Raw genomic sequence first — 23,553 nt, forward strand, 5'->3', positions numbered from 1 at the left:
GTGTCTCCCTCATAGTGTGGGGGGCATGGCATCCGTTCCCCCGACGACCTCCGAGCCTCTGGTCGTCGTCTCCGACGTCCAGAAGCACTACGGGCAGTTCCAGGCGCTCAAAGACATCGACCTCACCGTCGACCGCGGCGAGGTCGTCGTGGTCATCGGACCCTCGGGTTCGGGCAAGTCCACGCTCTGCCGCACGATCAACCGCCTCGAGACCATCACGAGCGGCACGATCACCATCGACGGCAAGGAGCTTCCCAAAGAGGGGAAGGGCCTCGCCGAGCTGCGTGCCGACGTGGGCATGGTGTTCCAGTCGTTCAACCTCTTCGCCCACCTGACGATCCTCGAGAACGTCACTCTCGGACCCCTCAAGGTCCGCAAGATGAAGAAGGCGGATGCCGAGAAGGAGGCGCGTGCGCTCCTCGATCGCGTGGGTGTCGGGCATCAGGCCGACAAGCTTCCCGCGCAGCTCTCGGGTGGTCAGCAGCAGCGCGTCGCGATCGCCCGCGCGCTGGCGATGAAGCCCAAGGTCATGCTGTTCGACGAGCCCACCTCGGCCCTCGACCCCGAGATGATCAACGAGGTGCTGGACGTCATGGTCGGTCTCGCCAAGGACGGCATGACCATGATCGTCGTGACGCATGAGATGGGCTTCGCCCGCAAAGCCGCCAACCGCGTCGTGTTCATGGCCGACGGGCAGATCGTCGAGCAAGCGGTGCCCGAGCAGTTCTTCACCAACCCTCAGTCCGACCGGGCCAAAGACTTCCTGTCGAAGCTCATCACCCACTGACGGCATCCATCATGACGGCGACGAACGAGGAAGTTCTTCGCCGAGGCGCGAGCGTCCCCACCCCCGGGGGATCCGCCGCGCCCTTCCCCGAGACCCATCTATCCGCACAGCACACGTAACCAAGGAGACATCACATGCGTAAGACACGTTTTCTCGCCGGCGCGAGCATCGTCGCCGCCGGCCTGCTGGCCCTGACGGCCTGCAACAGCGGCACCCCCGGCGCGGCCCCCGGCGCCGAAGGCGATGGCGCCGACACCACCCAGCTGTGGGAGGTCGCCTCCGACGTCTCGCTCGACGGCAGCCCCACCTACGAGCGCATGGTCTCGGCCGACAAGGTCGTCGTCGGCGTCAAGGAAGACCAGCCCGGTCTCGGTTTCAAGGATCCGGTCAGCAACGAGCGCGGCGGCTTCGACGTCGAGATCGCGCAGTGGATCGCGGCGTCCCTCGGCTTCGACGCCGACAAGATCGAGTACAAGACGATCCCCTCGGCCAACCGCGAACAGGAGCTGGTGAACGGCAACATCGACTACTACGTCGGCACCTACTCCATCACCGACAAGCGCAAGGAGTCGATCGACTTCGCGGGTCCGTACCTGATCACCGGCCAGGGTCTGCTGGTCGCGGCCGACAACGACGACATCAACGGCCCCGACGATCTCGCGGGCAAGATCGTCTGCTCGGTGACGGGCTCGACGCCGCTGCAGCGTATCCGCGACGAGTACAGCCCCGGCGACACGGTCGAGTACGACACCTACACGCAGTGCCTCGAGCAGCTGCGAGCCGGTTCGGTCGACGCCGTGACCACCGACCAGGCCATCCTGGCCGGTTACGTGGCACAGGAGCCCGACGCGTTCAAGATCGCCGGTGACACCTTCAGTGAGGAGCGCTACGGCGTCGGCCTCCCGAAGGGCGACACGGTGCTGAAGGACCACATCAACACCCTCTTCAACGACGGTGGCGATGTCTGGACCGCGCTGTTCGACAAGAACCTCGCGCCCTCCGGCATCGAGGGCGAGCAGCCCACCGCCGACGAGTGACCCGTTCGGGGGCGGCGCTCTCGCGCCGCCCCCGAAACCCGTCTTCCGAGATAAGGACCACGCATGGGTGTCATCACCGACAACCTCGACATCTGGAGCGAAGCGCTCGTTGGCACGCTCGTGCTGTTCTTCGCCGGCGGCGCCCTCGCGCTCATCCTCGGCATCATCGTCGGCGCGATGCGCGTGTCGCCGATCCCGATCGCACGCGGCGTCGGCACGTTCTACGTCAGCGCCATCCGCAACACCCCTCTGACCCTGGTGTTCTTCGCCTTCGTGTTCGCACTGCCCCCTCTGCTGGGGCTGCGCCTCACGGGTGATGTCTCGCTCACGCTCGGCATCTGCGCACTGGGCATCTACACGGCCACCTACGTCGCCGAGGCGATCCGCTCGGGCGTCAACACCGTTCCCGTCGGCCAGGCGGAGGCGGCTCGCGCCCTGGGCTTGGGCTTCGGCCAGGTCATGACGCTCATCGTGCTGCCGCAGGCTTTCCGTTCCGTCATCCCGCCGATGATGAGCGTGTTCATCGCCCTGCTGAAGAACACCACCGTTGCCGCCGGGTTCTCGATCGTGAACCTCGGCTCCGTCCGCAACTACCTCAGTGAGCGCGGCGAGAACGCGTTCATCGTCATCCTGTGGATCATGGTCGCATTCGTCGCGCTCGTCCTGCTGCTGTCCTGGCTGCAGCGAACGCTCGAGAACCGATGGAGGGTCGCACGATGAGCAGCGTCCTGTACGACGTCCCCGGCCCCCGGGCGATCGCCCGCAACCGCATCCTCGGCGCGCTCACGATCGTCGTCGTACTCGGCATCGTGGGCTTCTTCGTCTGGCGTCTCGCGGTGACCGGGCAGTTCACCGCCCAGAAATGGTCGGCGTTCACCTACACGAACGTCTGGGTCCAGATCGGCGAGGCCACGATGCGGACGATCGCGGCGTTCCTCGTCGCGGCGGTCGGTGCGCTGGCGCTCGGCTTCGTCCTCGCGATCGGTCGCCTGTCCGACCACGCGTGGGTGCGCTGGCCCTTCACCGCGGTGATCGAGGTCTTCCGCGCCATCCCCGTCCTGGTCTTCATGTTCCTGCTGTACTACGGCTTCCCCGTCATCGGCATCCGCATGGAGCCGTACTGGGCTGTGGTCATCGCCCTCGTCTGCTACAACGGCTCGGTGCTCGCCGAGGTCATCCGCGCCGGTGTCGAGTCGCTGCCGCGAGGCCAGAGCGAGGCGGGCTACGCGGTCGGTCTCCGCAAGGCCGGTGTCATGCGCCTCGTGCTGCTGCCCCAGGCCATCCGCGCGATGATGCCGGTCGTCATCGCGCAGCTCGTGGTCACCTTGAAGGACACCGCACTCGGGTTCGTCATCACCTACCCAGAGCTGCTGTTCTACGCGAAGTACATCGGCGCCCAGCCGAGCGTCGGCTCGCCGATCATCCCGGCGACCATCGTGATCGGTGCGATCTACATCACGCTCTGTCTTCTGCTGTCATTCGTCGCGAACCTCGTCGAGAAGCGTCTGCGCCGATCGCCGCGCGGCGAAGTAGCCTCCGCCGTGCAGCCGCTGCAGCAGGGCGCGACCGACACCTCGCTGATCGTCGCGCAGCGCGGATCGGCCACCTGAGTCGTCCCGACGGGCGGGGGGTGTCCCCGCCCGTCGGTAGACTCTCATCTCGTGTCCGACGCACCCGAGATCACCCCCGAGGCCGTCGCCTCCGCCGTCGATGCCGCCCTCGCGGCCATCGCCGCGGCCGCGACCACGGCCGAGTTGAAAGCCGCCCGCTCCGCGCACACCGGTGAGCAGTCCGCCCTCGCGCGGCTGAACGCCCAGATGCGCCAGGTCGCCCCCGACCAGAAGGCCGCCGTCGGCAAGCTCGTCGGCCAGGCCCGCGGCCAGGTGAACCAGGCCCTCACGGCCCGCGAGGCGGAACTGGCCGAGGCCGAGACCGCCGCGCAGCTCGAGGCCGAGCGCGTCGACGTGACGGCGCTGCCACAGCGCGCCCGCGTGGGGGCGCGGCATCCCATGTCCGTTCTGCAGGAGCAGGTGTCCGACATCTTCGTCGGCATGGGGTGGGAGATCGCCGAAGGCCCCGAGCTCGAGCACGAGTGGTTCAACTTCGACGCGCTGAACTTCGACGTCGATCACCCCGCTCGGCAGATGCAGGACACGTTCTTCGTCGACCCGGTCGCCCGTCACCTGGTGCTGCGCACGCACACCAGCCCCGTGCAGGTGCGCTCGATGCTCGAGCGCGATCTGCCCATCTACGTGCTGTGCCCGGGCCGGGTGTACCGTACCGACGAGTTCGACGCCACGCACCTGCCGGTGTTCACGCAGTTCGAGGGCCTCGTCATCGACAAGGGCATCACGATGGCGCACCTCAAGGGCACGCTCGACCACGCCGCGCGCGTGCTGTTCGGTCCCGAGGCCAAGACGCGCTTCCGCGCGAACTTCTTCCCCTTCACCGAGCCGAGTGCCGAGCTCGACCTCTGGCACCCGACCTTCAAGGGCGGCGCGCGCTGGATCGAGTGGGGCGGCTGCGGCATGGTGAACCCCAACGTCCTGCGGGCGGCCGGCATCGACCCCGAGGAGTACTCGGGCTTCGCCTTCGGCATGGGCATCGAGCGCACGCTCATGTTCCGCAGCGACGTGCAAGACATGCGCGACATGGCCGAGGGCGATGTGCGCTTCAGCGAGCAGTTCGGAATGGTGGTCTGATGCGCGTCCCGCTCTCCTGGTTGCGCGAGTACGTCGACGTACCCGCCGAGGCGACTCCCGACGACGTGCTCGAAGCGCTCGTGTCCGTCGGATTCGAAGAAGAAGACGTGCACCGCTTCGAACTCTCCGGCCCCATCGTCGTCGGTGAGGTGAAGGAGTTCACCCCCGAGCCGCAGTCCAACGGCAAGACCATCCGCTGGTGCCAGGTCGATGTGGGCGCCGAGCACGGGGGAGTGCGCGGTGTCGTGTGCGGCGCGGGCAACTTCTTCGCCGGTGACAAGGTCGTGGTGACCCTGCCCGGTTCCGTGCTGCCGGGGCCGTTCCCGATCGCCGCCCGCAAGACGTACGGCCACGTGTCCGACGGCATGATCGCGTCGGCGAAGGAGCTGGGGCTCGGCAGCGAGCACTCCGGCATCCTGCGTCTGATCGACCTCGGGATCGACGCGCCGGTCGGAACGGATGCCATCGCGCTGCTCGGGCTCGACGACCTCGCCGTCGAGATCAACGTCACACCCGACCGCGGCTACGCCCTCTCGCTGCGCGGCGTCGCCCGCGAATACTCGCACGCGACGGGCGCGGCCTTCCGCGACCCCGGGACCGGCCACGACGACGCCGTCGCCCGCACGCCGCAGGGCTTCCCGATCACGGTCGACGACACGGCACCCATCCGCGGCCGCGCGGGCGCGACGGAGTTCGTCGCCCGCATCGTGCGCGACGTCGACCCCTCGCGTCCGACTCCGCCGTGGATGATCACGCGCCTGTCGCTCGCCGGCATCCGTTCGCTCGGTGTGCTGATCGACATCACCAACTACGTCATGCTCGAGCTCGGTCAGCCCATCCACGGCTACGACCTCGACCGGCTGCAGGGCGGCATCACCGTGCGCCGCGCGGAGCAGGGCGAGAAGCTCGAGACCCTCGACGGCCAGGTGCGCACGCTCAACGCCGAAGACCTGCTCATCACCGACGAGTCCGGTCCGATCGGTCTCGCCGGCGTCATGGGTGGTGGTCCCACCGAGATGAGCGATGCGACGCGCAACGTCCTCATCGAGGCGGCGACCTTCGACCAGGTGTCGATCGCCCGTACCGCCCGTCGGCACAAGCTGCCGTCGGAGGCCTCGCGTCGCTTCGAGCGCGGTGTCGACCCGCTCGTGCCGTACGTCGCCGCCGAACGCGTCGCATCGCTGATGGTCGAGCTCGCCGGCGGCACGCTCGACACCGAACTCGGCGGATCCCTGTCGTCGACCTACCGGCGCGAGCCCATCACGCTGCCCGCGGGCTTCGTGTCGGGACTGATCGGCGTCGACTACACCGACGACGAGACCGTCTCGGCGCTGCGCCTCATCGGCTGCTCCGTCGAACCGCACGACGCCGGCTGGGCCGTGACCGCGCCGTCGTGGCGCCACGACCTGACCGACAAGTGGACGCTCGCCGAAGAGGTGGCCCGCATCGAGGGCTACGACCGCATCCCCTCGGTGCTCCCCACCCCGCCGTCGGGCCGCGGCCTGACCGCCGCGCAGCAGGGCCGCCGACGCGTCTCGAACGCCCTCGCCTCGGCCGGGTACGTCGAGACCCCGTCGTTCCCCTTCACCACCGAGGAGCAGAACGCGCTGCACGGCTCTCCGTCGGGCGACAGGCTGCCGAGCGTGAAACTCGCCAACCCGCTCGACGGGCTGTCGCCGTTCCTCCGCCGCTCGCTCGTGCCGGCCCTTCTGCAGGTCGCGCACCGCAACGTCTCGCGCGGCATCGTCGACCTGGCCCTGTTCGAGGTCGGCACGGTGTTCCTGCCCAAGCCCGGCGTGCAGTACGGCACCGCGTCGGTGCCGCCCCTGGCGGTGCGTCCGGATGCCGCAACCCTCACCGCGCTCGACGCCTCGATCCCGCCGCAGCGCCGCCACATCGCCGTGCTGCTGGCCGGTCACACGGTGCCGAAGCAGCCCGGGCAGCCGGCCGTGGCCGCCGACCTCGCCGACGCCGTCGACGCCGTGCGCGTACTGACGGCCGCCGCAGGCCTCGACATCGAACTCGTGCAGGCGCAGCGCGCCGCCCTGCACCCCGGGCGGACCGCCCGCGTGCTCGCGGCGGGACACGACATCGGCTATGTCGGAGAGCTGCTGCCCGCGGTCGCCGCCGGGGCCGACCTGCCGGGCCGCGTGCTCGTCGCCGAGCTCGACCTCGATGCGATGCTCGACCTCGCGCAGGCTCGCGTGGTCGCCGCCTCGCTCTCGGGCTTCCCGGCGGCGACGCAGGACGTCTCGCTCACCGTGCCGCTCGACGTGGCCGCCGGTGCCGTGCGCGCGGCGCTCCTCGAGGGCGGCGCACCGCTCCTCGAGGGCGCGCGCCTGGTCGACGACTATCGCGGCCCCGGGCTCGCCGAGGGCTCGAAGAGCCTGACGTTCGCACTGCGCTTCCGCGCGGCCGACCGCACGCTCACCGCGGCCGAGGCGACGGACGCCAAGCTCGCCGGCGTCGCCGTGGCCGCAGAGCGTTTCGGCGCCGCGATCCGCGACTGAACGCTCCCTCCGAAGCGCCGCCGGCTCCCGCCGCGCGGCGCTTCGGTGTTCGCGGGCGGGGAGACCCGACCCTCCGTGCGGCGCTTCGGCTTTCGCGGGCGGGGAGACCCGACCCGTCGTGCGGCGCGTCCGAGGTCTGGGCGCTCGGCGCCTGGGCGGCGCCTCAACCTCGATCCGCGCGGGCGTCGTGCCCGGGTTCAGTGGGCCGGCGCCCGAATCCCCGCCCGCACGACGCAACGGTGACGGCGCCCCGCCCCGTCCGCCGCCCGCGCCTCGCGGATCACCGCGCCCGCGCCGATTTGCCCGTCCGCCCGCGGGGCGGCTACCCTCGCCACATGTCGTCGATCACCGTGCGCCCCGAGGAGCTCTTCGTGAGCGCCGGTGGCGAGCGTCGACGTCGGGTCACGCGCCGACTCTCGGCGACCTCGTAAACCCGCCGACGGTCGGGCATGCGGGCGTCGCCGCTCCGGTTCACGCTGATTCAGCACACGCCCCGACTCCTAAGGTAGAAACATGACCCTCTCGGTCGCCGTCTCCGGCGCTTCCGGCTATGCGGGCGGCGAGATCCTGCGCTTGCTCGCGGCCCATCCCGATGTCGAGATCCGCACGGTCACCGCGCACTCCAGCGCCGGCCAGCCGCTCGTCGCGCACCAGCCGCACCTCCGCTCGCTCGCCCACCTCGAGCTGCAGGCCACGACACCCGAGGTGCTCGCGGGGCACGACGTGGTGGTCCTCGCCCTCCCGCACGGGCAGTCGGCGCAATACACCGACGCTCTCGCCGACACGCCCCTGGTGATCGACGCGGGCGCCGACCACCGGCTCACCTCCGCTGAGGATTGGGCAAGGTTCTACGGGGGAGACCACCCCGAGCCCTGGGCGTACGGGGTGCCCGAACTCACCGTCAACGGCGTCAAGCAGCGCGAACACCTGCGGGGGGCGACTCGCATCGCCGCCCCCGGATGCAACGCCTCGACCGTCGCACTCTCGCTCGCTCCCGGGGTGGCCGCGGGGGTGATCGACCCGGGCGACATCGTCTCGGTGCTCGCCGTGGGTCCGAGCGGCGCGGGCAAGGCCGCCAAGACCAACCTCCTGGCCAGTGAGATCCTTGGCTCGGCGAACCCGTATGCCGTCGGCGGTACGCATCGTCACATCCCCGAGATCCGCCAGGCGCTCGCCGCCGCGGGGGCGTCGGCCGACGGCATCCGGATCTCCTTCACCCCGGTGCTGGTGCCGATGTCGCGGGGCATCCTCGCCACCTCGACGGCTCCGATCCGCGGTGACGTGACGGATGCCGAAATCCGCGCCGCGTGGGAGGCCGCGTACGCCGACGAGCCCTTCGTCGAACTGCTGCCGGCGGGGGTCTTCCCGCGGACGGCCGACGTGCTGGGCGCGAACGTCGCCTCGCTCGGGCTCGCGATCGACCGGGGTGCGAACCGCGTCATCGTCGTCGCCGCCGTCGACAACCTCGTCAAGGGCACGGCTGGCGCCGCCGTGCAATCCATGAACATCGCGGTGGGCCTCGACGAGGCCACCGCCCTTCCCCTGAATGGAGTCGCCCCGTGAGCGTGACCGTCGCCGCCGGATTCGAAGCGGCAGGGGTCGCCGCAGGGCTCAAGTCGACCGGGGCGCGCGACGTCGCCCTCGTCGTCAACCGAGGACCGCTCAAGGTCGGAGCCGCGGTGTTCACATCGAACCGTGCCAAGGCCAACCCGATCCTGTGGTCGGAGCAGGTCGTGAAGGACGGCGTCGTCGAGGTGGTCGTGCTCAACTCCGGTGGCGCCAACTGCTTCACGGGCTCGTTCGGGTTCCAGACGACCCACCAGACCGCCGAACGCGCCGCCGAGCTCCTCGGTGTCGGGGCGGGCGACGTGGTCGTCTGCTCGACCGGGCTCATCGGCACCGGCGACGAGGTGTTCCGCGCCAAGGTGCTCGACGGCGTCGAGCAGGGTGTCGCCGCGCTCTCCGCCGACGGCGGTGAAGACGCCTCCCTCGCGATCATGACGACCGACTCGAAGCCCAAGCGGGCCGTCCGCACCGGCGACGGGTGGGCGATCGGCGGGATGGCCAAGGGCGCCGGCATGCTCGCACCGGGACTTGCGACGATGCTGGTCGTCATCACCACCGACGTCGTGCTGGAGCCTTCGGAGGCGGATGCCGCGCTCCGCGCCGCCACCCGGGTGAGCTTCGACCGGCTGGACTCCGACGGGTGCATGTCGACCAACGACCAGGTGACGTTGATGGCGAGCGGGGCGAGCGGCATCCGTCTCTCCGCCGACGAGTTCACCGCCGCGCTGACCGCGGTGTGCGACGACCTCGCCACCCAGCTGCAGGGCGACGCCGAGGGGGCGAGCCACGACATCACCATCCGGGTGACCGGTGCCGCCGGCGAGGACGACGCGGTCGAGGTCGGCCGTTCCATCGCCCGGAACAACCTCTTCAAGGCCGCGATCTTCGGCAACGACCCCAACTGGGGACGCGTGCTCGCCGCCATCGGCACGACCGGGGCGGACTTCGACCCCTATGACGTCGACGTGTGGATGAACGGCGTGCGCGTGTGCACCGCCGGCGGTCCCGACCGCCCCCGCGAAGACGTCGACCTCACGCCCCGCGCGACCGACCTCGTCGTCGACCTGCGCGTCGGCTCGGCCACGGCCACCATTCGCACCAACGACCTCACGCACGATTACGTCCACGAGAACAGCGCCTACTCCTCATGACCCACGTCGATCTGCAAGACACCGATCCCGCCGAAGCCAGCGACCGGGCGGTCACGCTCGTCGAGTCGCTGCCGTGGGTGCGCAAGTACCGCGACCAGGTCGTGGTGGTGAAGTACGGCGGAAACGCCATGGTGAGCGAGGAGCTGCAGGACGCGTTCGCGGCCGACATCGCCTACCTCCGCTACGTGGGCGTCAAGCCCGTCGTCGTGCACGGCGGGGGACCGCAGATCTCGTCGATGCTGAACCGGCTCGACATCCCCAGCGAGTTCCGTGGCGGCTACCGCGTGACCTCGACCGAGGCGATCGGCGTCGTGCGTATGGTGCTCACGGGCCAGATCAACCCGCAGCTGGTCGCCAAGGTCAACGCGCACGGCCCGTTGGCGACGGGCCTCAGCGGCGAGGACGCCGGCCTGTTCGGCGGTCGTCGTCGCGGCGTGGTCGTCGACGGCGTCGAGCACGACCTCGGTCGGGTCGGCGACGTCGTCACCGTCGACCCCCAGACCGTGCTCGACCACCTCGCCGCCGGTCGCGTACCGATCGTGTCGAGCATCGCGCCCGACCTCGACAACCCGGGCACCTCGTTGAACGTCAACGCGGATGCCGCGGCGGCCGCCCTCGCGACGGCGCTCAACGCCAAGAAGCTCGTGGTGCTGACCGACGTGCCCGGCCTCTACGCCGACTGGCCGAACCGGGACTCTCTCGTGTCGCACCTGACCTCGACCGAGCTGCGCGCGATGCTGCCGAAGCTCGAGTCGGGGATGATCCCGAAGATGCAGGCCTGTCTCGACGCGGTCGAGGGCGGAGTCCCGACGGCCGCCATCATCGACGGACGCGTGCCGCACTCGGTGCTCGTCGAACTGTTCACCAACAAGGGAATCGGAACGGAGGTGGTCGCATGACCACCGCAACCTGGCAGGAAGACGCCGGACGCGATCTCGTCCGCAGCTTCGGCGACCGGATGGCCCTGTTCGTGCGCGGGCAGGGTGCCTACGTCTGGGACAGCGACGACAAGAAGTACCTCGACTTCCTCGCGGGCATCGCCGTGAACGCCCTGGGCCACGCCCACCCGGTGTTCGTCGAGGCGCTGACCGCGCAGGCGTCGACGCTCTCGCACGTCTCGAACTACTTCGCCACGCCGCCGCAACTGGCGATGGCCGCACGCCTGAAGCGCCTCGCGGGCACGGGGGAGTCGGGCCGGGTCTACTTCGGCAATTCGGGCGCCGAGGCCAATGAGGCGGCGCTGAAACTCGCGCGCCTGCACGGCCGCGGCACCGACCGCACCCGCATCCTGACGCTCAAGGGCGGCTTCCACGGCCGCACCATGGGCGCGCTCGCTCTGACGGGCAAGCCCGCGCTCCAGGCCGACTTCCTTCCGATGGTGCCCGGCGTCGAGCACATCGACGCGACCATCGAGGCTCTCGACGCCGCGATGGACGAGCGCGTCGCCGCCCTGCTCGTCGAGCCCATCCAGGGCGAGGCCGGGGTGGTCGAGCTGCCCGAGGGGTACCTGCAGGCCGCGCGCGAGATCACCGAGCGGCACGGCGCTCTGCTGATCGTGGACGAGATCCAGACCGGCGCCGGGCGGACCGGCTCCTGGTTCGCCTTCCAGCACGCCGGCATCGTGCCCGACGCCATCACCGTGGCGAAGGGGATCGGCGGCGGCTTCCCCATCGGTGCGCTCATCACGTTCGGCGCGGCCAGCGACCTGTTCTTCCCCGGTACCCACGGCTCGACCTTCGGCGGCAACGCCCTCGGCACCGCGGTCGGCGGCGCCGTGCTGGAAGAGATCGAGTCCGCGGGACTCGTCGACAACGCCGCGCACCGCGAGACGCAGCTGCGCGAGGGCATCGCTGCTCTCGGTTCTCCGCTGATCTCGGGTGTCCGCGGCCGGGGTCTGCTGCTGGGCATCGGGCTCACGAGCCCGGTCGCCAAGGCCGTCGTCGCCGCTGCGCAGCAGCACGGCCTGATCGTCAACGCCGCGAACGACGACACCATCCGCATCGCCCCGCCGTTGACGATCAGCGATGCCGAGGTCACCGAGTTCCTCGAGCTGTTCGGCGCCGCCCTCACCACCGTCTCCGATGCCCTGATCCTCGAAGGAGCCCCCGCGTGACCCGCCACCTGCTGCGTGACGACGACCTGACCCCGGCCGAACAGGCCGAGATCCTCGACCTCGCCATCGAGCTGAAGAAAGACCGCTGGGCGCAGAAGCCGCTCGAGGGCCCGCAGACCGTCGCGGTGATCTTCGACAAGTCGTCGACCCGCACGCGCGTCTCGTTCGCCGTGGGCATCGCCGACCTCGGCGGCTCCCCGCTCATCATCTCCACCGCCAACAGTCAGCTCGGCGGGAAGGAGACCCCTTCCGACACCGCCCGCGTGCTCGAGCGCCAGGTGGCCGCGATCGTCTGGCGCACCTACGCGCAGGCGGGGCTCGAGGAGATGGCGCGGGGCACCCGGGTGCCGGTCGTCAACGCCCTGAGCGACGACTTCCACCCGTGCCAGCTGCTCGCCGACCTGCTCACGATCCGCGAGCACAAGGGCGATCTGAAGGGGCTGACGCTGTCGTTCTTCGGCGACGGGCGCAGCAACATGGCTCACTCGTACGTGCTCGCCTGCGTCACCGCCGGCATGCACGTGCGAGTCGCAGCCCCGACCGACTACGCACCCCGTGCCGACGTGATCGCGGATGCCGAGCGCATCGCCGCCGAGACCGGGGGATCGATCACCCTGTCGAGCGACCCCGAGGCCGCGGCATCCGGAGCCGACGTCGTCGTCACGGATACATGGGTGTCGATGGGCAAAGAAGAGGAGAAGATCGCCCGCATCCGCGACCTCGGCGGCTTCAAGGTCACGACCGAGCTCATGACGCGGGCCGCGGGCGACGCGATCTTCATCCACTGCCTCCCCGCCGACCGCGGCTACGAGGTCGACGCCGAGGTCATCGACGGACCGCAGAGCGTGGTGTGGGACGAGGCCGAGAACCGTCTCCACGCCCAGAAGGCGTTGCTGGTGTGGCTTCTGCGTCAGCAGTGACGATCTCGCCGATCGGTCGCGCCTGGGCCCGCTTCGACGGGCCGGGCCGACTGGTCGGCGTGGATCTCGCGCGCGGCCTGGCGGTGCTCGGCATGCTCGCCGCGCACCTGCTCGACACCGAGCGCCGGCTCACCCTCGACCCCGAGACCTGGGTGACCCTGGTGAACGGGCGTTCGTCGATCCTGTTCGCGACCCTCGCGGGCGTCTCGATCGCGATCGTGACCGGCGGGTCGCGGCCGATCGGGCCCGAGCGTCGCCCCCGTGCCGCCGCGCGATTGGCGTTGCGCGGGGCGATGCTCTGGATCATCGGCATGCTGCTGGTGGCCACCGGTGTGCCGGTGTACGTCATCCTCCCCGCGTACGCCCTGCTGTTCGTGCTCGCCCTACCGTTCCTCGGAATGCGTGCACGGGGACTGTTCGTCGCGGCGGGGGTGCTCGCGCTCGTGATGCCGTGGATCCAGCCGGTACTCGACGCCGCACCCATCTGGGCGGGGCGCGCGGGCGCGGAGATCTCTGCGGCAGTCGGGTGGAACTATCCGTTCACGGTGTGGATCGCTTTCCTGCTCGCCGGGATGGGGGTGGGGCGGCTCGACCTGCGTCGACTCGACGTGCAGGCTGCGCTCGTGACGGCGGGCGGGGCCCTTCTGCTCGCGGGCTACGGCGCCGCCCTCGCCACCGCCCCGGCCGTCGCCGGGCGCCCCTATCTGTCGACCGTGCTGACCGCCGAAGACCACTCCTCGGGACTGTGGGAGGTCATCGGCTCGGGGGGCTTCGCGCTCGCCACGATCGGCGTGTGTCTGCTGCTGTGCCGGACGCCGCTGCGGTGGGTGGCCGTGCCGCTGCGGGCGGTCGGATCCATGCCCCTGACGGCCTACGTGCTGCAGCTGGTGGTGTGGGCCCTCGTCGCCCTCGCCCTGCTCGGCGACACGGGTGATCTGTACGGCATCCGCGAGGCGGGGCTCTTCCTGCCGCTCACCCTGGGTCTCATCGCCGGGTGCACGGTGTGGGCGCTGACCCTCGGTCGCGGTCCCCTGGAGTGGCTCATCGACCTCGTCGTGCGGCTGGTCGTCGGACGGGATGCCGTGGACGCCGGCGGTCCGCGCATCGCCGTCGGGGGAGTCGCCGGCCCGCGTTCCGGCGACGGCTCCGGGGGCCCCGGCGCGGGTTCCGGCTCCGGCTCCGGCTCCGGCGGTGTCGGCGGCCCTCGGTAGGCTGAGAGCATGAGTCACGAGAGCGGTCAGACGACGAACGAGGGCGCCCTGTGGGGGGCCCGTTTCTCGGGCGGACCGTCTCCCGAACTGGCGGCGCTGAGCCGCTCGACCCACTTCGACTGGGATCTCGCGCTCTACGACATCGCGGGCTCGCACGCCCACGCGGCCGCTCTGGAGGCGGCGGGGTACCTCACGGCCGACGAAGCGCAGACCATGCACGACGGTCTCGACGATCTCGCCGCCCGCGTGCGCGACGGCTCGCTCGTCGCGGCTCCCGGCGACGAAGACGTGCACGGCGCCCTCGAGCGCGTGCTCATCGAGACGGTCGGTCCGGCCGTCGGTGGCAAGCTGCGCGCCGGCCGCAGCCGCAACGACCAGATCGCCACCCTGGTGCGGCTCTACCTGCTCGATCACGCCCGCACCATCACCCGCGAGGTGCTCCGCCTCGTCGACGCCCTCGTCGCCCAGGCCGAGGCGCACGAGAACGCCATCATGCCCGGGCGTACGCACCTGCAGCACGCCCAGCCGGTGCTGCTGGCGCATCACCTGCAGGCCTACGGCTGGGCGTTCACGCGTGGCATCGAGCGCCTGCGCGACTGGTCGGTGCGCGCCTCGGTGTCTCCGTACGGCGGCGGTGCGCTCGCCGGTGCCACCCTGGGTCTCGACCCGCAGCTCGTGGCCGACCGTCTCGGGCTCGCGCGCCCCGCCGAGAACTCGCTCGACGGCACCGCGTCGCGCGACGTCGTGGCCGAGTTCGCTTTCATCACCGCGATGATCGGCGTCGACCTGTCGCGGTTGTCCGAAGACGTCATCTTGTGGAACACGCGCGAGTTCGGCTTCGTCACCCTCGACGACGCGTACTCGACGGGTTCGAGCATCATGCCGCAGAAGAAGAACCCCGACATCGCCGAGCTCGCTCGCGGCAAGGCCGGGCGCCTCATCGGCAACCTGTCGGGTCTGCTCGCCACGCTCAAGGGTCTGCCGCTGGCCTACAACCGCGATCTGCAGGAAGACAAAGAGCCGGTCTTCGACTCCGTGCGCACCCTCGAGCTCGTCCTGCCGGCCTTCTCCGGCATGATCGCGACACTGCGCTTCCACACCGACCGCATGGCCGAGCTCGCCCCGCAGGGGTTCTCACTCGCCACCGACGTCGCCGAATGGCTCGTGCGCCAGGGCGTCGCGTTCCGTGACGCGCACGAGATCTCCGGCTCCCTCGTGCGCGCGTGCGAGGAGCGCGAGATCGGGCTCGAAGACGCCGACGACGCCCTGTTGGCATCCGTGTCCGCGTCTCTCACCCCCGCGGTGCGCGAGGTGCTGACCATCGAGGGCTCGGTGGCGAGTCGCACGGGTGCGGGCGGCACCGCTCCGGAGCGGGTGCGCGAACAGCGCGAAGACCTCGTCGCCCGCGCGCAGTCCGCCGCCCGAACGCTGATCGATTGATATCAGCTATTCGCTTATCAAAACGGAATGATAAGCGATAGGCTTATGTCATGACCGTCGTCGTGATCGCCGATATCGTCGCCTCCCGGCGGCTCGACGATCGCGCCTCCGCTCAGCGCCGCATCGCCGGGGTGGTCGAACAGGTCGACGCCGATCTGCCGGTCGCCCGGCACGCGCTGACCGCGACGGTCGGCGACGAACTGCAGGGCGAGTACGCCCGCCTCGATGACGCCCTCGCCTCGCTGCTGCTGGTGCGCCTGAGTCTGCCCGACGACATCGACTGCCGCTTCGGCGTGGGGGTGGGCGAGGTGCGCCCCATCGTGCTCGATGACCGCACCGTGCCCGAGGGGCCCGCGTGGTGGGCCGCGCGGACGGCCGTCGAGACCGTCGAGCGGATGCAGCAACGCGCCGCGCCGTTCGCGCGTACCTGGATCGCCGCCTCCGAGGGAGAAGATGCCGCCATGGTCGATACCGTCGCCGTCGCAAACGCCTACGCCCTCGCGCGCGACCAGCTCGTCTCGGCGATGAGCGAGCGCACGCGCCGCCTCACCGCCGGGCGCTGCCTCGGACGATCGCAGCGCGAGCTCGCCGAACGCGAGGGCATCAGCCAGTCGGCGGTCTCGCAGGCGCTCGCCGCGGCGGGCTCGGCCGCGCTCGTCGAGGGCTTCGCCGTGCTCACGCGGAAGGGCCGCGCGTGATCGCCGCGGGTCTGCTCCTGCTCGCCGTCGGCGCGGTCGATCTGCTGCGCCAGATGATCCGCACCCGTCGGTGGGTCGCCTACGCGATCGCCGCGGCGCTGCTCATCATCGCCGCGGCGGGTGTCGACGCCGTGATCGCGGGGTTACTCGCCGTCGCCGTCGCCGCCATCTGGACCTGGGTCGTCCCCGAGCACGGTCCCGCCCGCGCGGGGCTCTGGCCCGTCGCGCTGCTCGCGCTCGCCGCCGCCGCGTGCGTGGTGGTCGCTCCCGGCCGCGCGCGTCCCGGCATCCTGGGCGGAATGTGGGCCTCGTACCGCCCGACGGATGCCGTCTCGATCGACGTGGTCGTGCTGGTGGTGGGATGCCTGGTGTTCCTGCTCGAGTCCGGTAATGCCGTGGTGCGCATCGCTCTGCGCTCGGAGATGGGCTCCGGTGAAACTCCCGACGAGACAGCTGCGCCGACGCTGAAGGGCGGCCGGCTGATCGGGCCGCTGGAGCGCATCCTCGTCTTCGCGCTGACGCTGGCGGGGGCCTACACGCTCATCGCCGCGGTACTCGCCGCCAAGGGGATCGTGCGCTTCCCCGAGATCTCCCGCGACGGCGACGGCGGAGACCGCGCGGAGTACTTCCTCATCGGGAGCCTCGTCAGCTGGGTGACCGCGTTGGCGGCGGCGTTCCTCGTGGCGTGGGGCATCGCGCCCGGCTGAACCGCAGACCCATCTCCCTGGTCGCGATCGCGTCGACGGTGCAGCGCGCGAACGGGGCCACCGCGCGAAGTCGGCCGAGTCCGGCTACGTGAAGGACCGGCGGCATCCGGAGTCCGACACCCCCGCTGATACCCTGAACCGGTGTCTGCCTCCATCGACGCGGCGCCCGTGAGCGCCCTCGCACCCGCCAACGACCCGACCTTCGACAACGTCTGGGACGAGCTGGTGTATCGCGGACTCGTGCAGGTGTCGACCGACGAGGGCGAGCTGCGAGAGCTCCTCTCGGGCGACCCGATCGTGTTCTACTGCGGCTTCGACCCGACCGCGCCGAGCCTGCACCTGGGAAACCTCGTGCAGCTGCTGACCATGCGTCGTCTGCAGCTCGCCGGTCACCGACCGCTCGGTCTCGTCGGCGGCTCGACCGGTCTCGTCGGCGACCCGCGGCCGACGGCCGAGCGCACGCTCAACACCCGCGAGACCGTCGAGGAGTGGGTCGGGAGGCTCCGTGCCCAGGTCGAGCGCTTCCTCACCTTCGAGGGTGAGAACGCCGCCCGCATCGTCAACAACCTCGACTGGACGGCGCCGCTCAGCGCCATCGACTTCCTCCGCGAGATCGGCAAGCACTTCCGCGTCGGAACGATGCTGAAGAAAGACGCCGTCAGCGCGCGCCTGAACTCCGAGGCCGGGATCAGCTACACCGAGTTCAGCTACCAGATCCTGCAGGGCCTGGACTACCTCGAGCTGCACCGCCAGTACGGCTGCGTGCTGCAGACCGGCGGCAGCGACCAGTGGGGCAACCTCACCAGCGGCACCGACCTGGTCCGCAAGGTCGAGGGCGTCTCGGTGCACGCGATCGGCACGCCGCTGATCACCAACAGCGACGGCACGAAGTTCGGCAAGAGCGAGGGCAACGCCATCTGGCTGGATGCCGAGATGTGCAGCCCGTGGGTGATGTACCAGTTCTGGCTCAACACCGACGACCGCGACGTGATCGAGCGCCTCAAGGTCTTCACGTTCCTCACGCGCGCCGAGATCGACGAGTACGCCCGGCTCGTCGCCGAGGAGCCCTTCCGCCGGGCCGCGCAGAAGCGTCTCGCCCGCGAGGTGCTCACGACGGTGCACGGCGCCGAGGCCACCGAGGCCGTGATCGCCGCGACCGAAGCGCTGTTCGGCCAGGGCGATGTGAAGACCCTGGATCCCGCGACCCTGCGCACCGCTCTCGAGGAGCTGCCCCATGCGACCGTCTCCGCGGGCGCCACCGTCGTCGAGGCGCTCACCGCCACGGGCCTGTCGTCGAGCCTCAGCGACGCGCGGCGCGCGATCGCTCAGGGTGGCGTCTCGCTGGACGGTGAGAAGGTGACCGCCGACGACGCGATCGTCGCGGGTTCGCTCCCCGGCGGGGTGTCGGTGCTGCGGCGGGGCAAGAAGACGCTCGCGGGACTCTTCCTCAGCTGACATGCCGTTCACCGTCAGCCACGCGGTCGTCGCGCTGCCGTTCCTGCGTACACCGCTCGTGCCGGCGGCCATCGCCATCGGCGCGATGACGCCCGATCTGCCGTTGTTCCTCCGCGGCATCGTGCCGTCGTACGCGGTGACGCACGACCTCGTGTGGCTCCCCGTGACGGTGGTCATGGCGTTCGTACTGCTTCTGGTGTGGCGGTGCGTCCTGCGTCCGGCGACCCGTGAGCTGACGCCCCGGATCGTCGCGGATCGCCTTCCCGTGGGGTGGGATGCCGGGGCTCCGGCTGCCGTGCGCGAGACGCTCGGCGGGGGAGTGGTCGGCATCCTGTGGCTCGTCGCGTCGCTCGCGCTCGGGGTGGTCACGCATGTCGCGTGGGACTTCTTCACGCACGAGGGCCGGGCGGGCGACGCGTTGTTCCCCGCGCTCGAGCAGCAGTGGGGGCCGCTGCTGGGCGTGAAGTGGTTGCAGTACGGCTCGGGGGTGTTCGGACTCGCGGGGCTCGCGGTCTTCGGGCTCTGTTGGCTCTCGCGGCAGGAGCCGCGCCCGGTGGTCCGGGTGCTTCCGGATGCCGTCCGGCTGGCGTGGTGGGCATCGCTGCCGCTGGCGCTGCTCGCCGCGACCCTCGTGGCGCTCGCGGGCGAGGGCGGCTTCGACGCGGACTACACGCCCACCCATCTGATCTACGGCGTGCTGGTGAAGGTCGCCGCCGCCTGGGGCGTGGCGACGCTCGTGCTGGCGTCGGGCGTGCAGGTGCGACGACGGGTGTCCGCGCGCGTCTGACGTCCGAACGCGCCTCCGCCCGCGGGTCACGCAGGTCGCGGAGCGGGCGGCGGCTAGACTCGACGACGTTATGACGAAGGCGGGAGACTCGGTGTCGGCGAGCACGAAGGGCACGAAAACGGGCGCGGACGAGGTCATCCTCGGACCCACCGGACGCCCCTACCAGGGGTTCCCCACCCCGAAGCCGCTCGACGGACACGGTCCCGCCCGCATCATCGCGCTGTGCAACCAGAAGGGTGGCGTCGGCAAGACGACGACGACCATCAACCTGGCCGCCTCCCTCGCCGGTTACGGCCGTCGCGTGCTCGCGATCGACTTCGACCCGCAGGGCGCCCTGTCGGCGGGACTCGGCATCCAGACGCACGACGTGCCCACCATCTACGACCTGCTGCTCGACACCAAGCGCGACCCGCGCGAGGTCATCGTGGCCACGCGCGTCGAGGGCCTCGACCTCCTGCCGGCCAACATCGACCTGTCGGCGGCCGAGGTGCACCTCGTCAACGAGGTCGCCCGCGAGACGATCCTCGCCCGGGTGCTGCGCAAGGTGGCGGCGGACTACGACGTCATCCTGATCGACTGCCAGCCCTCGCTCGGCCTGCTCACCGTGAACGCGCTCACCGCCGCGCACGGCGTGCTGATCCCGCTCGAGTGCGAGTTCTTCGCCCTGCGTGGAGTGGCGCTGCTGGTCGAGACGATCGACAAGGTGCGCGACCGGCTCAACCCAGCGATCGAGCTCGACGGCGTGCTGGCCACGATGTACGACCCGCGCACGCTCCACTCGCGCGAGGTGCTCGAGCGCGTGGTCGAGGCGTTCGGCGACGACGTGCTCGAGACGGTGATCGGTCGTACGGTGAAGTTCCCGGATGCCTCGGTCTCGGGCATGCCGATCACGGAATTCGCGCCCGAGCACGCCGCAGCCCAGGCCTACCTGCGGCTGGCGCGGGAGCTGGTCGCCCGTGGCGCCGTCGCCTGACGACACCCTCGCCGACGTCGCGCCGGCCGCGCCTGCGCCGGTCCCTGAGCCTGTCGAAGGGTCCGGCGCCGACGCCCCCGGTTTCCGCGTCACCCTTCCCGTGTTCGACGGACCGTTCGACCTGCTGCTCACGCTCATCTCGCGGGCGGAGCTCGACATCACAGAGGTCGCCCTCAGTCGCGTGACCGACGAGTTCATCGCCTACCTGCGCGCGATGGGTCCGGACGGCGACCTCGACGAGGCGTCCGAGTTCCTCGTCGTCGCCGCGACCCTGCTCGACATGAAGATCGCCGGACTCCTCCCGCAGGGAGAGCTGGTGGATGCCGAGTCGGTGGCGCTCCTGGAGGCGCGCGACCTGCTGTTCGCGCGCCTGCTGCAGTACCGCGCGTTCAAAGAGGTGTCGGCGTGGTTCGCCCGCTGCCTGCAGCGCGAGGACCGACGGCACACCCGCAGCGTCCGCCTCGACGAGAAGTACCGCAGCGCCGTGCCGGAGCTCAAGTGGACCCTCAGCGCCGACGACTTCGCCGCCCTCGCGGTGGTGGCGTTCGCACCGAAGCAGATCCCGACGGTGGGCCTCGACCACCTGCACGCGCCCCTGATCAGCATCCGCGAGCAGGCCGCCATCGTCGTGACCCTCCTCCGCTCGGCGGGGACGCTGAACTTCCGCGACCTCGTCGCGGGCGTCACCGAGACGGGGGTCGTCGTCGCGCGGTTCCTGTCGATCCTCGAGCTGTACCGGCACGCCGCGCTGTCCTTCGAACAGCTCGAACCGCTGGGGGAGCTGACCCTGCGCTGGACCGCCGAACGGTGGTCGGAAGACAACCTCGCCGCCCTCGGAGCCGACTATGACCGCTGACCCCACGATCGATGAGACCGCGCCGGTCGCGGACACCGCACCCGCGACGGCGACGGGCCCCGCGCAGCGCCCGAGTGACGCGGCATCCGTCGCCCGTCGACTCGAGGCGATCCTGCTCGTCCTCGACGAACCCCAGGGTCTGGTGAGTCTCGCGGCGGCGGTCGCAGCGCCCGTGCCCGCCGTCCGCCAGGCCGTCGAGGCGCTCGTCGCCGACTACGACGGTGAGACGGGCGGCCCGCGTCGGGGATTCGAACTGCGCGAGGTCGGGGGTGGGTGGCGCCTCTACGTGCGCGAAGAGCACGACGACGTCGTGGCCGAGTTCGTGAACACCCAGGCCCCTTCGCGCCTGTCGCAGGCGGCGCTGGAGACCCTGGCCGTCATCGCGTACAAGCAGCCCGTCACGCGGGGGCAGGTGGCATCCATCCGTGCCGTCAACGTGGACTCGGTCGTTCGGACGCTGCTCTCGCGCGGGCTGATCACCGAGGTGTTCACCGACCCCGACACGGGGGCCATCCACTACGGCACCACCGACCAGCTGCTGGTCAACCTCGGCATCAACTCGCTCGACGAGCTGCCGCACATCTCGCCGTTGCTCGACGACGGCTCTGACGGATTCGACGGAGAGGTACTGAAATGAGCGACGATTCGACAGGCTCGGCGACCGAGGGCGCGGGCGAAGGCTCGGCGAGCGATGACGGCATCCGCTTGCAGAAGGTGCTCGCGAACCGCGGAGTGGCCTCGCGCCGCGTCGCCGAGCAGATGATCGTCGAGGGACGCGTGCGCGTCAACGGCGTCGAGGTGACCGAGCTCGGTCGCCGCATCCACCCCGAGACCGACCTCGTCGACGTCGACGGGGTGGCGATCCAGCTCGACGAGTCGAAGCGCTACGTCATCCTGAACAAGCCCACCGGGGTCGTGAGCTCGATGAGCGACGACCGAGGTCGCCCCGACCTGCGCCAGTTCACGACGGACTGGGAGGAGCGCCTGTACAACGTGGGCCGACTGGATGCCGACACCTCGGGCCTGCTCGTACTCACGAACGACGGAGACCTCGCGCACGTGCTCGCCCACCCGAAGTTCGGGGTGACGAAGGTGTACATCGCCAAGGTCGAGGGCCAGGTGCTGCCGCAAACCATCCAGCGCCTGATCAAGGGCGTCGACCTGGAGGACGGACGCATCGCCGCCGACAAGGCGCGGCTGCTCGACTCCTCGCGCGGTGAGAGCCTGGTCGAGCTGACGCTGCACTCGGGCAAGAACCGCATCGTCCGACGGCTGATGGCGGAGGTCGGCCACCCGGTCGTCGAGCTCGTGCGGCGGCAGTTCGGACCCCTGCACCTGGGAACTCTCCCGGTGGGAGCCGCGCGCGAGTTGACTACAGTAGAACGCGGTGCCCTGCTGACGCTGTCTCGTCGAGACGGCGACACTCCGACGGAGTGAGCCTCCGGGGCGTCTTGCGGCGCCTGGCGCACCGCACAGGGCAGCAGGAGACCCGATGAGCGAACCGAACGGAACGTCCGCGCGCGCGGCCGGTCCCTTGGCGACCCGCACGAGCGGCACCGTCCGCGTCGTCGGCTCCGGCCTGCTGGGCGCGAGCATCGGCCACGCCCTCACGGCCCGCGGGGTCGACGTGGTGCTCGTCGACGCGTCTCCTTCGCAGCTTCGCCTCGCGATCGACTACGGCGCCGGGCGCGCCGAGCACCCCGACGACGCGCCCTCGCTGATCGTGGTGGCCGTGCCGCCCGACGTCACGGCCGACGTCGTCCAGCGCGAGTTGGCCGCGTACCCGGATGCCGTGGTCACCGACGTCGCGAGCGTGAAACTCGAGCCGCTGCGCACTCTTCGCCGGCGCGGTGTCGACCTGACGCATTACATCGGTTCGCACCCCATGGCCGGACGCGAACGCGGGGGAGCGATCTCCGCCCGCGCCGACATCTTCATCGGACGCCCGTGGGTGGTGTGCCGCGACGGTGAGACCTCCGCGCACGACCTCTCGCTCGTCGAGGGACTGGCGCTCGACCTCGGTGCGAGCCTCATCGAGATGACACCCGAGGAGCACGACGAGTCGGTCGCCCTCATGTCGCACGTGCCGCAGTTGGTGGCGAGCCTGCTCGCCGGCCGCTTCGTCGAGGCGCCCGACGGCTCGCTGCGTCTCGCCGGCCAAGGGGTGCGCGACACGACGCGCATCGCGGCATCCGCCCCGGAACTGTGGGTTCAGATCCTCGGGGCGAACGCCGCCCCCGTGGTCGAGGTGCTCGACCAGCTCGCCGCCGATCTCGGCGACGTCGCCGACGCCCTGCGCGACCCCGAGGTGGCGGGCGCCAGACGCACGGTCGCCGACACCATCCGCCGCGGCAACGAGGGCGTGGAGCGCCTGCCAGGCAAACACGGACAGAACCGCCGTTTCGACACCTTCGTCGTCATGATCGACGACACCTCTGGCCAGCTGGGTCGCCTGTTCGGCGAACTCGGCGACCTCGACGTCAACGTCGAAGACCTGCGCCTCGAGCACTCGCCCGGAGCCCCGTTCGGTCTCGCCGAGATCAGCGTCGTCCCAGGCGCCGTCCGCCGTGCCGTGGACGGGCTCCAGCAGCGCGGATGGCGGATTGCGAGCACCACCCATGACTGACTCCACCCCCACCA

The 23,553-nt window shown here is 70.6% G+C and carries 22 protein-coding genes; all 22 read left to right on the top strand.

Annotation, left to right across the window (positions count from 1 at the left end):
• Nucleotides 1–25 precede the first annotated feature (25 nt).
• Nucleotides 26–787, top strand: coding sequence for an amino acid ABC transporter ATP-binding protein (locus QRO03_RS12735; protein WP_502883042.1), 762 nt, complete (start codon nucleotides 26–28; stop codon nucleotides 785–787).
• Between the two features lie 134 nt (nucleotides 788–921).
• Entirely contained in the window at nucleotides 922–1,824 is a 903-nt protein-coding gene (locus QRO03_RS12740) for a glutamate ABC transporter substrate-binding protein (RefSeq protein WP_285137866.1), read from the top strand.
• Nucleotides 1,825–1,887: 63 nt separating this feature from the next.
• Nucleotides 1,888–2,544 (top strand): amino acid ABC transporter permease, encoded by a 657-nt coding sequence (locus QRO03_RS12745; protein ID WP_285137867.1) that lies wholly within the window; start codon nucleotides 1,888–1,890, stop codon nucleotides 2,542–2,544.
• Nucleotides 2,541–3,434 (top strand): amino acid ABC transporter permease, encoded by an 894-nt coding sequence (locus tag QRO03_RS12750; protein ID WP_285137868.1) that lies wholly within the window; start codon nucleotides 2,541–2,543, stop codon nucleotides 3,432–3,434. The genes QRO03_RS12745 and QRO03_RS12750 overlap by 4 nt, the downstream gene beginning before the upstream one ends.
• 51 nt (nucleotides 3,435–3,485) lie before the next feature.
• The gene (gene pheS / locus QRO03_RS12755) at nucleotides 3,486–4,526 is read left to right on the top strand and encodes a phenylalanine--tRNA ligase subunit alpha (protein WP_285137869.1); all 1,041 of its coding nucleotides are present in this window, start codon (nucleotides 3,486–3,488) and stop codon (nucleotides 4,524–4,526) included.
• Nucleotides 4,526–7,036 (top strand): phenylalanine--tRNA ligase subunit beta, encoded by a 2,511-nt coding sequence (gene pheT / locus QRO03_RS12760; RefSeq protein ID WP_285137870.1) that lies wholly within the window; start codon nucleotides 4,526–4,528, stop codon nucleotides 7,034–7,036. Before pheS ends, pheT begins: the two co-directional genes overlap by 1 nt.
• A 513-nt stretch (nucleotides 7,037–7,549) precedes the next feature.
• Nucleotides 7,550–8,599, top strand: a complete 1,050-nt coding sequence (argC, locus tag QRO03_RS12765) for an N-acetyl-gamma-glutamyl-phosphate reductase (protein WP_285137871.1) — start codon at nucleotides 7,550–7,552, stop codon at nucleotides 8,597–8,599.
• Nucleotides 8,596–9,753, top strand: a complete 1,158-nt coding sequence (gene argJ, locus QRO03_RS12770) for a bifunctional glutamate N-acetyltransferase/amino-acid acetyltransferase ArgJ (protein ID WP_285137872.1) — start codon at nucleotides 8,596–8,598, stop codon at nucleotides 9,751–9,753. The genes argC and argJ overlap by 4 nt, the downstream gene beginning before the upstream one ends.
• Nucleotides 9,750–10,652: an acetylglutamate kinase gene (gene argB, locus QRO03_RS12775; protein ID WP_285137873.1), complete on the top strand. Its 903-nt coding sequence runs from the start codon at nucleotides 9,750–9,752 to the stop codon at nucleotides 10,650–10,652. The genes argJ and argB overlap by 4 nt, the downstream gene beginning before the upstream one ends.
• On the top strand, nucleotides 10,649–11,866 hold the full coding sequence (locus QRO03_RS12780; RefSeq protein WP_285137874.1) for an acetylornithine transaminase: 1,218 nt from the start codon (nucleotides 10,649–10,651) through the stop codon (nucleotides 11,864–11,866). The genes argB and QRO03_RS12780 overlap by 4 nt, the downstream gene beginning before the upstream one ends.
• A complete protein-coding gene (gene argF / locus QRO03_RS12785) occupies nucleotides 11,863–12,786 on the top strand; it encodes an ornithine carbamoyltransferase (protein ID WP_285137875.1) in 924 nt (307 codons plus the stop codon). The genes QRO03_RS12780 and argF overlap by 4 nt, the downstream gene beginning before the upstream one ends.
• The gene (locus QRO03_RS12790) at nucleotides 12,765–13,997 is read left to right on the top strand and encodes a heparan-alpha-glucosaminide N-acetyltransferase domain-containing protein (protein ID WP_285137876.1); all 1,233 of its coding nucleotides are present in this window, start codon (nucleotides 12,765–12,767) and stop codon (nucleotides 13,995–13,997) included. Before argF ends, QRO03_RS12790 begins: the two co-directional genes overlap by 22 nt.
• Before the next feature lie 9 nt (nucleotides 13,998–14,006).
• Nucleotides 14,007–15,437, top strand: coding sequence for an argininosuccinate lyase (gene argH / locus QRO03_RS12795; protein ID WP_285137877.1), 1,431 nt, complete (start codon nucleotides 14,007–14,009; stop codon nucleotides 15,435–15,437).
• A 50-nt stretch (nucleotides 15,438–15,487) separates the two neighbouring features.
• Nucleotides 15,488–16,135, top strand: coding sequence for a SatD family protein (locus QRO03_RS12800; RefSeq protein WP_285137878.1), 648 nt, complete (start codon nucleotides 15,488–15,490; stop codon nucleotides 16,133–16,135).
• Nucleotides 16,132–16,842, top strand: a complete 711-nt coding sequence (locus tag QRO03_RS12805; protein WP_285137879.1) for a hypothetical protein — start codon at nucleotides 16,132–16,134, stop codon at nucleotides 16,840–16,842. Before QRO03_RS12800 ends, QRO03_RS12805 begins: the two co-directional genes overlap by 4 nt.
• 141 nt (nucleotides 16,843–16,983) lie before the next feature.
• On the top strand, nucleotides 16,984–18,297 hold the full coding sequence (tyrS, locus tag QRO03_RS12810) for a tyrosine--tRNA ligase (RefSeq protein ID WP_285137880.1): 1,314 nt from the start codon (nucleotides 16,984–16,986) through the stop codon (nucleotides 18,295–18,297).
• 1 nt (nucleotide 18,298) lies between these two features.
• The gene (locus QRO03_RS12815; protein WP_285137881.1) at nucleotides 18,299–19,084 is read left to right on the top strand and encodes a DUF4184 family protein; all 786 of its coding nucleotides are present in this window, start codon (nucleotides 18,299–18,301) and stop codon (nucleotides 19,082–19,084) included.
• Between the two features lie 70 nt (nucleotides 19,085–19,154).
• Nucleotides 19,155–20,057 (top strand): ParA family protein, encoded by a 903-nt coding sequence (locus QRO03_RS12820; RefSeq protein WP_221189099.1) that lies wholly within the window; start codon nucleotides 19,155–19,157, stop codon nucleotides 20,055–20,057.
• Nucleotides 20,041–20,913 (top strand): segregation and condensation protein A, encoded by an 873-nt coding sequence (locus tag QRO03_RS12825; protein WP_285137882.1) that lies wholly within the window; start codon nucleotides 20,041–20,043, stop codon nucleotides 20,911–20,913. The genes QRO03_RS12820 and QRO03_RS12825 overlap by 17 nt, the downstream gene beginning before the upstream one ends.
• Nucleotides 20,903–21,550 (top strand): SMC-Scp complex subunit ScpB, encoded by a 648-nt coding sequence (scpB, locus tag QRO03_RS12830; protein ID WP_285137883.1) that lies wholly within the window; start codon nucleotides 20,903–20,905, stop codon nucleotides 21,548–21,550. The genes QRO03_RS12825 and scpB overlap by 11 nt, the downstream gene beginning before the upstream one ends.
• Entirely contained in the window at nucleotides 21,547–22,350 is an 804-nt protein-coding gene (locus QRO03_RS12835) for a pseudouridine synthase (RefSeq protein WP_285137884.1), read from the top strand. The genes scpB and QRO03_RS12835 overlap by 4 nt, the downstream gene beginning before the upstream one ends.
• Nucleotides 22,351–22,405: 55 nt before the next feature.
• Entirely contained in the window at nucleotides 22,406–23,539 is a 1,134-nt protein-coding gene (locus QRO03_RS12840; protein ID WP_285137885.1) for a prephenate dehydrogenase, read from the top strand.
• The last annotated feature ends 14 nt before the right edge of the window (nucleotides 23,540–23,553 follow it).

It is taken from the genome of Microbacterium sp. lyk4-40-TSB-66 (genome assembly GCF_030209475.1).
Taxonomy (GTDB): Bacteria; Actinomycetota; Actinomycetes; order Actinomycetales; family Microbacteriaceae; genus Microbacterium.

Bases quoted from the DNA above. Each gene is read 5' to 3' on its own strand.
- QRO03_RS12840 (WP_285137885.1), top strand. From the start codon at position 22,406: ATGAGCGAACCGAACGGAACGTCCGCGCGCGCGGCCGGTCCCTTGGCG.
- QRO03_RS12820 (WP_221189099.1), top strand. From the start codon at position 19,155: ATGACGAAGGCGGGAGACTCGGTGTCGGCGAGCACGAAGGGCACGAAA.
- argB (WP_285137873.1), top strand. From the start codon at position 9,750: ATGACCCACGTCGATCTGCAAGACACCGATCCCGCCGAAGCCAGCGAC.
- QRO03_RS12735 (WP_502883042.1), top strand. From the start codon at position 26: ATGGCATCCGTTCCCCCGACGACCTCCGAGCCTCTGGTCGTCGTCTCC.
- QRO03_RS12800 (WP_285137878.1), top strand. From the start codon at position 15,488: ATGACCGTCGTCGTGATCGCCGATATCGTCGCCTCCCGGCGGCTCGAC.
- QRO03_RS12740 (WP_285137866.1), top strand. From the start codon at position 922: ATGCGTAAGACACGTTTTCTCGCCGGCGCGAGCATCGTCGCCGCCGGC.
- QRO03_RS12745 (WP_285137867.1), top strand. From the start codon at position 1,888: ATGGGTGTCATCACCGACAACCTCGACATCTGGAGCGAAGCGCTCGTT.
- scpB (WP_285137883.1), top strand. From the start codon at position 20,903: ATGACCGCTGACCCCACGATCGATGAGACCGCGCCGGTCGCGGACACC.
- QRO03_RS12780 (WP_285137874.1), top strand. From the start codon at position 10,649: ATGACCACCGCAACCTGGCAGGAAGACGCCGGACGCGATCTCGTCCGC.
- argH (WP_285137877.1), top strand. From the start codon at position 14,007: ATGAGTCACGAGAGCGGTCAGACGACGAACGAGGGCGCCCTGTGGGGG.
- QRO03_RS12750 (WP_285137868.1), top strand. From the start codon at position 2,541: ATGAGCAGCGTCCTGTACGACGTCCCCGGCCCCCGGGCGATCGCCCGC.
- pheT (WP_285137870.1), top strand. From the start codon at position 4,526: ATGCGCGTCCCGCTCTCCTGGTTGCGCGAGTACGTCGACGTACCCGCC.
- QRO03_RS12835 (WP_285137884.1), top strand. From the start codon at position 21,547: ATGAGCGACGATTCGACAGGCTCGGCGACCGAGGGCGCGGGCGAAGGC.
- QRO03_RS12815 (WP_285137881.1), top strand. From the start codon at position 18,299: ATGCCGTTCACCGTCAGCCACGCGGTCGTCGCGCTGCCGTTCCTGCGT.
- argC (WP_285137871.1), top strand. From the start codon at position 7,550: ATGACCCTCTCGGTCGCCGTCTCCGGCGCTTCCGGCTATGCGGGCGGC.